At 64.9% G+C, this 13,179-nt stretch carries 10 protein-coding genes; 3 read left to right on the forward strand and 7 right to left on the reverse strand.

Annotated elements, in window-relative coordinates; translation table 11 throughout:
* Positions 1-107 precede the first annotated feature (107 nt).
* From GYB81_RS01765 to GYB81_RS01790, 6 genes are all read right to left on the reverse strand, one after another.
* Positions 108-1,118, reverse strand: a complete 1,011-nt coding sequence (locus GYB81_RS01765) for an ornithine carbamoyltransferase (protein WP_161867374.1) — start codon at positions 1,116-1,118, stop codon at positions 108-110.
* A 66-nt stretch (positions 1,119-1,184) separates the two neighbouring features.
* The gene (gene arcA, locus GYB81_RS01770; RefSeq protein WP_161867375.1) at positions 1,185-2,435 is read right to left on the reverse strand and encodes an arginine deiminase; all 1,251 of its coding nucleotides are present in this window, start codon (positions 2,433-2,435) and stop codon (positions 1,185-1,187) included.
* 71 nt (positions 2,436-2,506) lie between these two features.
* Positions 2,507-3,934 carry an arginine-ornithine antiporter gene (gene arcD, locus GYB81_RS01775; RefSeq protein ID WP_161867376.1) on the reverse strand — a complete coding sequence of 476 codons (1,428 nt, stop codon included), beginning with the start codon at positions 3,932-3,934 and terminating at the stop codon, positions 2,507-2,509.
* A gap of 423 nt (positions 3,935-4,357) precedes the next feature.
* Positions 4,358-8,293, reverse strand: coding sequence for a trifunctional transcriptional regulator/proline dehydrogenase/L-glutamate gamma-semialdehyde dehydrogenase (gene putA, locus GYB81_RS01780; RefSeq protein WP_161867377.1), 3,936 nt, complete (start codon positions 8,291-8,293; stop codon positions 4,358-4,360).
* Between the two features lie 248 nt (positions 8,294-8,541).
* A complete protein-coding gene (locus GYB81_RS01785) occupies positions 8,542-9,144 on the reverse strand; it encodes a LysE/ArgO family amino acid transporter (RefSeq protein ID WP_161867378.1) in 603 nt (200 codons plus the stop codon).
* A complete protein-coding gene (locus GYB81_RS01790; RefSeq protein ID WP_161867379.1) occupies positions 9,144-9,557 on the reverse strand; it encodes an ACT domain-containing protein in 414 nt (137 codons plus the stop codon). Before GYB81_RS01790 ends, GYB81_RS01785 begins: the two co-directional genes overlap by 1 nt.
* Before the next feature lie 95 nt (positions 9,558-9,652).
* Between GYB81_RS01790 and GYB81_RS01795 the strand changes: the two genes are divergently transcribed.
* Both GYB81_RS01795 and GYB81_RS01800 read left to right on the forward strand, forming a co-directional pair.
* Positions 9,653-10,549 (forward strand): LysR family transcriptional regulator ArgP, encoded by an 897-nt coding sequence (locus tag GYB81_RS01795; protein ID WP_161867380.1) that lies wholly within the window; start codon positions 9,653-9,655, stop codon positions 10,547-10,549.
* Positions 10,550-10,647: 98 nt separating this feature from the next.
* Positions 10,648-11,646, forward strand: a complete 999-nt coding sequence (locus GYB81_RS01800; RefSeq protein ID WP_161867381.1) for an NAD-dependent epimerase/dehydratase family protein — start codon at positions 10,648-10,650, stop codon at positions 11,644-11,646.
* Here the strand turns inward: GYB81_RS01800 and GYB81_RS01805 are convergent.
* On the reverse strand, positions 11,637-11,921 hold the full coding sequence (locus GYB81_RS01805) for a hypothetical protein (protein WP_161867382.1): 285 nt from the start codon (positions 11,919-11,921) through the stop codon (positions 11,637-11,639). The genes GYB81_RS01800 and GYB81_RS01805 overlap by 10 nt on opposite strands.
* Positions 11,922-12,282: 361 nt before the next feature.
* Here GYB81_RS01805 and GYB81_RS01810 point away from each other — a divergent pair, with 361 nt between their 5' ends.
* Complete coding sequence (locus tag GYB81_RS01810; RefSeq protein WP_161867383.1) at positions 12,283-13,134, forward strand: coiled-coil domain-containing protein; 852 nt, start codon at positions 12,283-12,285, stop codon at positions 13,132-13,134.
* The last annotated feature ends 45 nt before the right edge of the window (positions 13,135-13,179 follow it).

A 13,179-nucleotide genomic window follows, 5' to 3' on the forward strand; every position in this document is an offset into this window, starting at 1 on the left:
AACAGACCTTTCCCGGATTTCATCCGGGCTACGGGCTGCGTTGCCGGCCAGACCCTCTCCCCCGGCCCCTCTCCCATTAATGGGAGAGGGGAGACAAGTGCGCAGCGTCAGATGTCAGCCAGGGTCGAAACCAGAATCGCCTTGATCGTGTGCATGCGGTTTTCCGCCTGCTCGAAGGCGATGTTCCAGGGCGATTCGAAGACGTCTTCGGTGACTTCGATGCCGTTCTTCAGGTTCGGATATTGTTCGGCGATCTGCTTGCCGACCTTGGTCTCGCTGTTGTGGAAGGCGGGCAGGCAGTGCATGAACTTCACCCGCGGATTACCGGCGGCCTTCATGATCTCGGCGTTGACCTGATAGGGCAGCAGTTCCTGGATGCGCTCGCCCCAGGCCTCGACCGGCTCACCCATGGAAACCCAGACGTCGGTGTGAACGAAGTCCACCCCCTTGACCGCTTCCTTCGGGTCTTCGGTGAGCAGGATGCGTGCGCCGCTTTCCTCGGCGAATTTCTTGCACGCAGCAACGTGTTCGTCGCTCGGCCACAGTGCCTTGGGCGCGGCGATGCGCACGTCCATGCCGAGCTTGGCGCCGATCAGCAGCAGCGAGTTGCCCATGTTGTTGCGCGCATCACCCAGGTAGGCGTAGGCAATGTCGTGCAGCGGCTTGTCGGCGTGCTCGCGCATGGTCAGTACGTCGGCGAGCATCTGCGTCGGGTGATATTCGTCGGTCAGGCCGTTAAAGACCGGCACGCCGGCGTACTGGGCCAGTTCTTCGACGATTTCCTGCTTGAAGCCGCGGTACTCGATGGCGTCGTACATGCGCCCGAGCACACGGGCGGTATCCTTCATCGATTCCTTGTGGCCGATCTGCGACGAGTTGGGGTCGATGTAGGTGACGTTGGCACCCTGATCGTATGCCGCTACTTCGAAAGCGCAGCGGGTACGGGTGGAGGTCTTCTCGAAAATCAGCGCGATGTTCTTGCGCTTGAGGTGCTGTTGCTCGGTGCCGGTGTACTTGGCGCGTTTGAGATCGCGGGACAGGTCGAGCAGGTAACGCAGCTCGCGGGTGCTGTGGTGCATCAGGCTGAGCAGGTTACGGTTGTGCATGTTGAAAGCCATGGTTCTATCTCCTTGTGGGCAGCTTGAAACGGGCCCGGCGGCGGGTCGCCGCCGGGGCTGGCTTGTTCAGTAATCGATGGGGTCGCGGATGATCGGGCAGGTCATGCAGTGTCCGCCGCCGCGACCACGCCCCAGCTCGCTGGCGCTGATGGTGATGACCTCGACGCCGGCCTTGCGCAGCAGGGTATTGGTGTAGGTGTTGCGGTCGTAACCGACCACCACGCCCGGTTCCAGGCAGACCACGTTGTTGCCGTCATCCCATTGCTCGCGCTCGGCCTCGTAGGCGTCGCCACCGGTTTCCACCACGCGCAGTTGCTTGAGGCCGAGGCACTCGGCGACGACGTCGACGAACGGCTTGTCCTCGCGGCGCACGTCGATGCCGCCGGGGCGGCTTTCGTCCGGACGCAGGATGAAGGGCACGATGCTGTTGGCCACTTCCGGGAAGATGGTCACCAGATCGCGGTCGCAGAAGCTGAACACGGTGTCCAGATGCATGGCCGCGCGTGAGCGGCCGAGGCCGGCGACCACCACCTTGTCTGCCGCGCCCTTGGCGAACAGCGCGCGTGCCACCTGGCCAATGGCCTGGTGCGAGGTGCGCTCGCCCATGCCGATCAGCACGGTGCCGTTGCCGATGGGCATCACGTCGCCGCCTTCAAGGGTGGCCGAGCCATGATCCTTGTCCGGATCGCCGTACCAGATCTCGAAGGGTTCGTTGGCGAAGTCCGGGTGGAAGGTGTAGATGGCGCTGGTGAGCAGGGTTTCCTGACGGCGTGCCGGCCAGTACATCGGGTTGAGGGTGACGCCGCCATAGATCCAGCAGGTGGTGTCGCGAGTGAACTGGGTGTTGGGCAGCGGTGGGAAGATGAAGCTGGCTTCGCCCAGGTAGGCGTTGAACATCTTCGCCGCCTCGGAATCCTTGTGCCTGGCCAGATCGGCACCGGATACACCGCCGATGAGGAACTCGGCGATGCGCCGCGGTTCCAGACCTTCGATGAAAGAACGCACTTCGTTCTGCAGGCCGAGGCCTACGCTGTTGGGAGTGATCTTGCGGTCGAGAATCCACTTCAGCGCATGGGGATCGCTGACGGTTTCTTCCAGCAGGTTGTGCATTTCCACGACCTCGATACCGCGTTCGCGCATCTTGGTCATGAAGTCGAAATGGTCGCGCTTGGCCTGCGATACCCAGATCACGTCGTCAAACAGCAGTTCGTCGCAATTGGCGGGGGTCAGGCGCAGATGGGCGAGGCCCGGCGAGCAGACCATCACCTTGTGCAGTTTGCCGGCTTCGGAATGAACGCCGAGGGGCTTCTTGGACATGTCGAACTCCTTCTCGTAGAGCGAGTTTTCAGGCTGGCCGGCAGCCCGTTGCGGGCCGCCGGCCAGCGGTGTTACAGACTCAGGAAGCCGTCATACAGCCCGTAGGCGGCGATGGCGGCACCGATCAGCACGACGACGAAAATCAGCTTCTCGACGCCGGTGAAGATGGGTTGACCCAGTTCGCGCTTGGCCTTGGCGAATAGAATCGCGCCAGGCGCATACAGCAGTGCCGAGAGCAGCAGGTACTGCACGCCAGCGGCGTACACCAGCCAGACCGCATAAAGGGTAGAGATACCCGCGATCAGCAGATCCTTGTTGCGCTCGCCAGCGGCGTTTTCGTAGGTCTCGCCGCGCACGGCCAGCAGCACTGCATAGGCGCTGGACCAGAAGTACGGCACCAGAATCATCGAGGTGGCCAGGTACAGCAGGCTGAGGTAGGTGGAGGCACTGAACAAAGTGATGATCAGAAAAAGCTGGATCAGCCCGTTGGACAGCCACAGCGCATTGGCCGGAACCTGGTTGGCGTTCTCCTTGCGCAGGAACTCCGGCATGGTGTGGTCGCGCGCGCTGGCGAAGAGAATCTCGGCGCACAGCAGCGTCCACGACAGCAAGGCTCCAGCCAGTGAGACGATCAGGCCGATGGCGATCAGCTGTGCGCCCCAGGGACCCACTACCTGCTCCAGTACACCGGCCATGGAGGGGTTCTTCAGGCCGGCCAGTTCGGCCTGAGCCAGAATGCCCTGGCTGAGCACGTTGACCAGCACCAGCAGCAGGAGCACGCCGACGAAGCCGAGCACCGTGGCCTTGCCAACGTCGCTGCGTTTCTCGGCTCGGGCCGAGAAGATGCTTGCGCCTTCGATGCCGATGAACACCCAGACGGTGACCAGCATCATGTTGCGCACCTGATCCATCACGCTGCCCAGTTCACTGTTGCCATGGCCCCAGAAATCCGCGGTGTAGACGTCGAACTTGAAGGCGATGGCGGCGATGATGATGAACAGCGCCAGGGGAACCATCTTGGCGATGGTGGTGACGGTGTTGATGAACGCCGCCTCCTTGATGCCGCGTAGCACCAGAAAGTGCAGCAGCCAGAGCAGCAGCGAGGCGCAGATCACCGCCGGCAGGGTGTTGCCTTCACCGAACACCGGGAAGAAGTAACCCAGGGTGGAGAACAGCAGCACCATGTAGCTGACGTTGCCGATCCAGGCGCTGATCCAGTAGCCCCAGGCCGATGAGAAACCCATGTAGTCGCCGAAACCGGCCTTGGCGTAGGCGTAGACCCCGCCGTCGAGTTCGGGCTTGCGGTTGGCCAGGGTCTGGAACACGAACGCCAGGGTCAGCATGCCGACACCGGTGATCAACCAGCCGACAAGCGTGGCCCCGGCGCTGGCGCTGGCAGCGATGTTTTGCGGAAGGGAGAAAATACCGCCGCCGACCATGGAGCCGACGACCAGCGCAATCAATGCGCCGAGGCGGAGTTTTTGTGTCGAATCAGACATCTCAATTACCTCCGTGTCACAAGGGGACATAGGTATTGAGCGCGTTTGACGAGCACTGCATCCTGACTTGAATCAATAGTCAGGATTCGTCAACGCACATCCCTGTATGCAGGCGTTGTCGAGCACCTGAACGAGTCAGGAATGCAGCTCCGACCGGCGCGCCTGGGCGCACCAGTCCTGACACGATAGTCCGAACTTTTCGTTACGCAATGATGGCTAACTGAGATGGAGTTTCGAGGGGGGAAGAGCGGGCGGGGCGTTTGGCCCCGCTCGATGCGCCGGCCGGGTAGGCTGGCGCAGACCCGAAGGTCGGAAGGAGAGAACGCGGTGCCGGGCGGGTAGCCCCTGCAGGCAGTTGCGCCGCGTGGGTACAGCATGGCGTGGAAAGCTTTCAGCCAGCTTTCCACGAGATGACAGCGGCGTTTAACCGATGGTCATCAGGCTGGCGTTACCGCCGGCCGCTGCGGTGTTGACGCTCAAGGCGTGCTCGATCAGCAGGCGCTCCAGCGCAATGTCGGTTTCGCCCTTGTTCAGCCCGTGCACGCCGACGATGGCGCCCTTGCGCTGCGCTGCCTGCTCGCTCACCGCGCGCAACTGGTCGGAATCGCCGTGGTGCAGGATGGCGTCCAGCTCCACATCGATGCTGTTCCAGTCGGCCACCAGCTGGATGTGCTTCTGCACCTCCTTCGGCAGTTCGGCATGCAGCGCGCGTTGGCTTTCCAGCCAGATCGCCTTGCTGCCCACCGCCAGGGTGGCGGCCAGTTGGGCCAGCAGGTCGCTGCGCTCGTCGGCCAGGTTGAGCACGCGCTCGCGCGGCAGCAGGCTGTAGCTGTTGCGCTCGCCGGTCGGGCCGGTCAGCGTGTGGCTGCTGTAGCTCTGCGACAGCGCGCGGTACTGCTCGAACAGCGCGCCGATGCCCGGCTCCTGCTTGCCTGCCCACTCGGCGAAGGCGGCGCGCACCTTGTCCAGTTCGCTCGGAACCGGCAGGGTCTGCACCTCGGCCTGTTGCAGGTACTGGGCGACCGCCTCCTGCGGACGGGTCGACAGCAGACGATACAGGTACAGCGGGCCACCGGCTTTCGGGCCGGTGCCGGACAGACCTTCGCCGCCGAACGGCTGCACGCCGACAACGGCGCCGACCATGTTGCGGTTGACATACAGGTTGCCGACCTTGGCGGTGCCGACCACCTGGGCGATGGTCTCGTCGATGCGGGTGTGCACGCCGAGGGTCAGGCCGTAGCCGCTGTCGTTGATCTGCTGCAGCAGCTTGCCAAGGTCAGCGCGCTGGTAGCGCACCACGTGCAGCACCGGGCCGAAGATCTCGCGCTTCATTTCGTCGAAGCTGTCCAGCTCGATCAAGGTCGGTACGACGAAGGTGCCGCGCTTGATCTCCTCGCCGTTGACGCGTGCCAGTTGAGTGACCTTGCGGCCTTTCTCGCGCAGCTTGGCGATGTGGGTTTCGATGCCGGCCTTGGCTTCGGCGTCGATCACCGGGCCGATGTCGGTGTTCAGACGCTCCGGGTTGCCGAGGCTGTATTCGGCCATGGCGCCCTTGAGCATGGTCAGCACGCGATCGGCCACGTCGTCCTGCACGCACAGCACGCGCAGGGCCGAGCAGCGCTGGCCGGCGCTGTCGAAGGCAGAGGCGACCACGTCCATCACCACCTGCTCGGTCAGCGCCGAGGAGTCGACGATCATGGCGTTGAGGCCGCCAGTCTCGGCGATCAGCGGAATGGTGCGGCCCTGGGCGTCGAGACGACCGGCGATGTTGCGTTGAAGGATGCCGGCCACTTCGGTGGAGCCGGTGAACATCACGCCACGCACGCGCTCGTCACCCACCAGGCGCGCGCCGACGGTTTCGCCACGGCCCGGCAGCAGCTGCACGGCACCGGCTGGTACGCCGGCTTCGAGCAGGATGCGCACGGCCTGGGCGGCGATCAGCGGGGTCTGTTCGGCCGGCTTGGCCAGCACGGTGTTGCCGGCGGCCAATGCGGCGGCCACCTGGCCACTGAAGATCGCCAGCGGGAAGTTCCACGGGCTGATGCACACCACCGGGCCCAGCGGACGGTGGCTGTCGTTGCCGAAGCTGCGCGCCTGGATCGCGTAATAGCGCAGGAAGTCCACCGCCTCGCGCACTTCGGCGATGGCGTTGGCGAAGGTCTTGCCGGACTCGCGTACCAAGAGGCCCATCAGCTGCTGCAGCTCGGCTTCCATCAGGTCGGCGGCGCGCTCCAGTACGGCGGCGCGCTCGGCCGGCAGGGTCGACTGCCAGATCTGCCCGCTGGCCAGGGCGCAGAGCAGGGCGCTGTCGACATCGGCAACGCTGGCTTCGCGCACATGGCCGACCAGGTCACGATGATCGGCCGGGTTGCGCACCGGCTCCGGCTCGCCCGGGTTGGCGCCATCGCAACCGAGCATCGGCTCGGCCAGGTAGCTGTGGTTGACGGTGGACAGCAGCGCCGAGGACAGCGAGCCGAGGCGATGTTCGTTGGCCAGATCCAGGCCTGAAGAATTGACCCGCTCCTTGCCGTACAGGTCGCGCGGCAGCGCGATGCGCGGGTGCGGCAGACCGACGGCGCCTTCCTGCGCGGCCATCTGCTCGACCTGCTGCACCGGGTCGAGCACCAGATCCTTGAGCGAGATGCTGTGGTCGGCGATGCGGTTGACGAAGCTGGTGTTGGCGCCGTTTTCCAGCAGGCGGCGTACCAGGTAGGCCAGCAGGGTTTCGTGGCTGCCCACCGGCGCGTAGATGCGGCACGGGCGGTTCAGCTTGCCGTCCTTGAGCTTGCCCACCACCTGCTCGTACAGCGGCTCGCCCATGCCGTGCAGGCACTGGAACTCGTACTGGCCCGGGTAGTAGTTCTGCCCGGCCAGGTGGTAGATGGCCGACAGCGAGTGGGCATTGTGGGTGGCGAACTGCGGGTAGATGGCTTCCGGCGCGGCCAGGAGCTTGCGCGCACAGGCGATGTAGGACACGTCGGTGTACGGCTTGCGGGTGTACACCGGGTAGCCTTCCAGGCCGTTGACCTGAGCCAGCTTGATCTCGCTGTCCCAGTAAGCGCCCTTGACCAGGCGGATCATCAGGCGATGACGGCTGCGCTTGGCCAGGTCGATGACGTAGTCGATGACGTACGGGCAGCGCTTCTGGTAGGCCTGGATGACGAAGCCGATGCCGTTCCAGCCGGCCAGGCTCGGCTCGAAGCACAGGCGCTCGAGCAGGTCCAGCGACAGCTCCAGGCGGTCGGCTTCCTCGGCGTCGATGTTGATGCCGATGTCGTACTGCTTGGCCAGTTGGGTCAGGCCCAGCAGGGTCGGGTACAGCTCGTCCATCACGCGCTCGTACTGGGCGCGGCTGTAGCGTGGGTGCAGGGCAGAGAGCTTGATCGAGATGCCCGGGCCTTCGTAGATGCCACGACCGTGCGAGGCCTTGCCGATGGCGTGGATGGCCTGCTCGTAGGAGGCCAGGTAGCGCTTGGCGTCTTCCTCGGTCAGCGCGGCTTCACCGAGCATGTCGTAGGAATAGCGGAAGCCCTTGGCTTCCAGATTGGCGGCGTTGGCCAGGGCTTCGGCGATGGTCTCGCCGGTGACGAACTGCTCGCCCATCAGGCGCATGGCCATGTCCACGCCCTTGCGGATCACCGGCTCGCCGCTCTTGCCGATGATGCGGTTGAGCGCCGAGGTCATGCCGGCCTCGTTGTGGGTGGACACCAGCTTGCCGGTGATCAGCAGGCCCCAGCTGGCCGCGTTGACGAACATCGACGGGCTCTGGCCGAGGTGCTGACTCCAGTTGCCGTTGGCGATCTTGTCGCGGATCAGCGCGTCGCGGGTGGCCTTGTCGGGGATGCGCAGCAGGGCTTCGGCCAGGCACATCAGCGCCACGCCTTCCTGCGACGACAGCGAGAACTCCTGCAGCAGGCCCTGCACCAGGCCCTGACGGCCGCTGGCGTTCTTCTGGTTGCGCAGCTTCTCGGCAATGCCCAGCGCCAGCTTCTGCGAGGCCTCGGCCTGCTGCGGGTTCAGGCGCGCCTGCTCCAGCAGCATCGGCACCACTTCGGTTTCCGGGCGACGGTAGGCGCTGGTGATGGCAGCGCGCAGTACCGACTGCGGCAGGATGCTCTCGGCGAAGTCGAGGAACACCTGCAGACCCTGCTCGGTCAGCGACTCCAGGGCTTCCTCACCGGCAGCAGCGGCCAGGCCGGCATGCTCGGCGGGCGTCAGGCCACTCTCGACCTGCTCCAGATAATTGAAGATCGCCTGCTTGATCATCCAGTGCGGGGTGCGGTCGATCTTTGCTGCGGCGGTCTTCAAGCGCTCGCGGGTGGCATCGTCGAGTTTTACGCCAAGGGTCGTGGTAGCCATGGGGGAAGTCCTACTTGTTCGGGTTATTCACGGCAAAAAATCTGCGCGAGATTAAACCCGTAAAAAAGCGGGTGCAACCAGGTGCAACCATTATTTTCAATGACCCGACGGACGTCGCTCGATGCCCGGAACCACTCTGATCGGCTTGATAAGGTAAAAGGTGCAACCCGCCGCCATGGCCTCGGTATTTGAGGATAGACCATCGTCAGGGTAGCGGTTGCGACACGTCCTGACCGGCGGCGGGCCTTTCAGATTGTTCCGACTATCAACTGGGCCGCCACCGCGAACATCATCGCCGCCACGCCCAGGTCGATCAGGCGCCAGGTCAGCGGCCTGGCCAGCCAGGGCGCAAGCCAGGCCGCGCCAAGCGCCAGGGCGCTGAACCAGAGCAAGGAGGCGCTGGCAGCCCCCGCCGCATAGGCACCGGGTTCGGGCTGCTGGGCGCCGAGCGAACCGATCAGCAGCACGGTATCGAGATAGACGTGCGGGTTGAGCAGGGTGACCGCCAGCGCTGCGAGCATCACCGCTCGAAGCGAACGCGGTTCGCTGCCAGCCGCCTGCAGTGATTGTGGGCGGGCGGCGCGCAGCAGCGCCTGGCTGCCGTACCAGAGCAGAAACGCGGCGCCGCCCCAGCGGGAGATGGCCAGCAGCGTCGGGCTTTGCGCAAGCAAGGTGGCGAGGCCGAACACGCCCGCCGCCACCAGCACCGCGTCACAGACGATGCACAGCGCCGCCACCGACAGGTGATGTTCGCGACGCAGGCTCTGCGCCAGAACGAAGGCGTTCTGGGCGCCGATGGCCATGATCAGACCGATGGCCACCAGCAGGCCATTGCTGTAGCTCTGCCACATCAGGCTGACTCCGGCGTGGCGGCGGCTGCAAGCGCGCGCAAGGTGGACAGCGCCCGTTCGGCGCGTTCGATGGGCACGAAGAGATGGTCGTGATGAAAGCCGGCGACCACGTTGCAACTGATACCGGCCTGAGCCAGGGCGGCGGAGAACGCCGCGGTCAGGCCCACGGCCGCCAGCGACGAATGGACCTGCAAGGTGATCCACGCGGCGATGTAGTCGTAACCCAGACCGTGGGCGTCGGCGACGTCGCGCTGCAACACCAGGCTCAGGCCCTCGGCTTCGCGCAGGCTGGCGATGGGTTGCAGGCCGCTGCAGTCGTGGTCGGCGGCGACGCAGCAAAATACGTACTGCCCGGGGTTGAGTCGCGGCGTCATGCCCTGCAGCAAACGTGAGAGATCGGTTTCGCCGGCCATGCTGGGCTCCAGAGGTAAGGTGGATGCTGGCGAGTCTGCGGCGCGAAGGTGTATAAGAGAAACAAATAATGCTGATTGCACATTAGGAAAATCGATTGTTCGATTACAAATTGCTGGCCGCCCTGGCAGCGGTGGTGGAGCAGGCCGGTTTCGAGCGGGCGGCGCAGGTGCTGGGCCTGTCGCAGTCGGCGGTATCGCAACGCATCAAGCTGCTCGAGGCACGGGTCGGCCAGCCGGTGCTGGTGCGTGCAATGCCTCCGGCGCCCACCGAGATCGGCCAGCGTCTGCTCAACCACGTGCAGCAGGTGCGCCTGCTCGAGCGCGACCTGCAGGCTCAGGTTCCCGCGCTGGATGAACAGGCCTTGCCGGAGCGTCTGCGCATCGCCATCAACGCCGACAGCCTGGCCACCTGGTGGGCGGCGGCGACGGCCGAGTTCTGCGCCACCCGGCGGGTGCTGATGGAGCTGGTGGTAGAGGATCAGGAAGTGGGCCTCAAGCGCATGCGCGCGGGCGAGGTGGCCGGCTGCGTATGCGCCGCCGAGCGTCCGGTAGCCGGCGCGCGCAGCCTGGCACTGGGGGCGATGCGTTATCGCGCGCTGGCCAGCCCGGCCTTCATCGCGCGGCACTTTTCCACTGGCGTCACGGCCGAGGCGCTGGCGCGGGCGCCGGCCATCGTCTATGGCCCGGACGATCAGTTACAGCACCGCTACCTGGCGGGATTAGGGGTTACCGGCGCCTTTGCCTATCACCTGTGTCCCTCATCGGAAGGTTTCGTGCGCCTGACCGAAGGCGGCCTGGGCTGGGGCCTGGTGCCGGAGTTGCAGGTGCGCGAGGAGTTGGCCTGCGGCAGGCTGGTAGACCTGGTGCCGGAGCGCTTCATCGACGTGCCGCTGTACTGGCACCACTGGCGCAACGGCGGTGAGCTGTTCGGCGAGCTGACCGCGCAGTTGCGTCGCCACTCGGCTTCGGTGCTGGTACCACAGCTTTCATAAGCGGCCTGCCGGGTCGTCGTTCTGGCCTTCGCCGACAGCGCAGTCCGGAATGAGCGCTGCTAGAGTGCGGCCATTATAAAAAACATGTTGGGGGGACGATGAGGATTCTGGTCACTGGCGCGAGTGGTTTCATCGGTGGGCGTTTTGCCCGTTTCGCCCTCGAGCAAGGCCTGACGGTGCGGGTTAATGGCCGCCGTGCCGAGGGTGTGCAGCACCTGATCAAGCGCGGCGCCGAGTTCGTTCAAGGCGACCTGGGCGATGCCGAGCTGGCCCAGGCGCTGTGCCGGGACGTAGAGGCAGTGGTGCACTGCGCCGGCGCCGTTGGCGTGTGGGGCGACTATGCGCATTTCCATCAGGCCAATGTGACGGTCACCGAGAACATCGTCGATGCCTGTCTCAAGCAGAAGGTGCGGCGTCTCGTGCATCTGTCTTCGCCATCGATCTACTTCGATGGCAAATCCCATGTCGATGTCCGGGAGGAGCAAGTGCCCAAACGCTTTTCCGATCACTACGGCAAGACCAAATACCTGGCCGAACAACAGGTATTCGCCGCGCAGGAGTTTGGCCTGGAGGTGATCGCCCTGCGCCCGCGATTCGTCACCGGAGCCGGCGACACCAGCATCTTCCCGCGACTGATCGGCATGCAGCGCAAGGGCCGCCTGGCGATCATCGGCAATGGCCTGAACAAGGTCGATTTCACCAACGTGCACAATCTCAACGAGGCCCTGCTCAGCTCGCTGCAGGTCGGTGGTGCGGCCCTCGGGCAGGTGTACAACATCAGCAATGGCGCGCCGGTGCCATTGTGGGATGTGGTCAACTACGTGCTGCGCCGCCTGGAGCTGCCACCGGTGACCCGGCATGTGCCGTTGCCGCTGGCCTATGCTGCGGCGACGCTCAACGAGGGTGTGTGTCGCCTGCTGCCCGGGCGGCCCGAACCGAGCCTGTTTCGCCTGGGCGTGGCGGTGATGGCCAGGGATTTCTCCCTGAACATCGATCGTGCCCGTGAATACCTGGGCTACGAGCCCAGGGCCAGCCTGTGGGAAGCGCTGGACGAATTCTGCACCTGGTGGCAGGCGCAGATGGGGCCTCAGGCGTAGATGCGCTGGCCGCGATAGATGCGCACCGAGCCGGTTGCGCCGCCGGCCGGCAACTCCGCTGCCGCCTCGGGCGTCGCGACGCCCCGGGGTTGATCGGAGAGCTCGGCCAGGCGCCTGCCCAGGCTGCGGGTTTCTTCGTCATCGGACTTGAGGCTGCCATCGAGCATGGCACCGATGGCGTCGGGCTGGCTGAGGCGAATGTCCACTGCCTGCTCTTCGCGCAGGCGACGACGCAGCGCTTTCATGCAGTCCAGTACTTCTTTGTTCAGTTCCATCGCGACTTCCCCCGGTTGGTTGAAGGGGCACGGGGTGCGGCATTCCTCGCCCGCCGTGACCTGGCTAGCCACTTCCTGGTGGCTTTCACACGTATTTTCGTGCTGAGTGCATTGAAGAACTTTCAGGCCGCTTGCTGGCTCGTGAGCGACGCACCATGAGCGCGTTCAGGACGAGATCAAAAAAGCAAAGTGCGTACCAGTTCAAGTTTTGCGGAACTGCCGGGCTGCAGGCGAGTCGATGGCCCTGTCGCGCCCTTTGTCGGTGCGCCACGCACCTGCTTGGCGCGACGCTGATGCCATAGTGGCGAATCGGTATACTGCGCGGCATTTCCGTTTCTACGTTCCAGCCATAGGTCCGACCATGCGCAATGACGCCAATGATGAGCTCGACAACCTGCCCAGCCTGACCCCGGAGCGCCGCGAGGATTTCGCCGAGCCACGCGAGGAGCCGGCCCCGCGCAGCGGCCGCGTGACCAGCAGCAAGGCGCCGGCGGCCAGGGGGCCCAGCACCGGGCCGTTGTGGGCGTTGGTTGGTGCGCTGAGTTTCGCCCTGGCCGGCCTGGGCTGGTGGAGCCTGCAACAGATCGGCCTGATGGAGCAGCGCCTGGTGGCGACCCAGGAGAGCTTCGCGCGTATCAGCGAAGAGGCCGCCGGACGTATTCAGGATATTTCCGGCAAGGTGGTGGCCACCGAATCCAGCGTCACCAGCGGCAGCGAGGCGCTCAAGCTGCAGGTCAAACAGTTGGAGACGCGCCTGGCCGAACTGAGCAAGCAGCAACAGCAGAGCGCAACCGCTCAGGCCGCGCTGGACAAGCGCGTCGAGCAACTGGGTAGCGAACTGAAGAGTGGCGTTGGTGCCAGCGCCGATTTCGACAAGCGCCTGCAGGCGCTGAGCAGCGAGCAGGCAGCGCTGAAGGCCGCGCAGGGTGACGCCAAGGCGACGCAGGCCGAACTGGCCAAGCTCGATACCCGTATCAAGGCGCTCGGTGGCGATATCGATGCGCTGAAGAAGCAGGGCAACCCGGCCCAGGCCATCCGCAGCCTGGAGCAGGATCTGCTGGTACTGCGCAGCGAGCTGGACAATCGCCCGGCCGCCACCGGCGCGGGCCCGACTACCGCCGAGTTCGATGCCTTCCGTGCACAGATGACGCGCAACATCAACACGCTGCAGAGCCAGGTGGCGAATCTGCAGCAGCAGATCAATCAGCGCTGAGTGCTGATAGTTCGATAAACAACGCCCCGCATTGCGGGGGTTGGC

It is taken from the genome of Pseudomonas yangonensis (genome assembly GCF_009932725.1).
GTDB lineage: Bacteria > Pseudomonadota > Gammaproteobacteria > Pseudomonadales > Pseudomonadaceae > Aquipseudomonas > Aquipseudomonas yangonensis.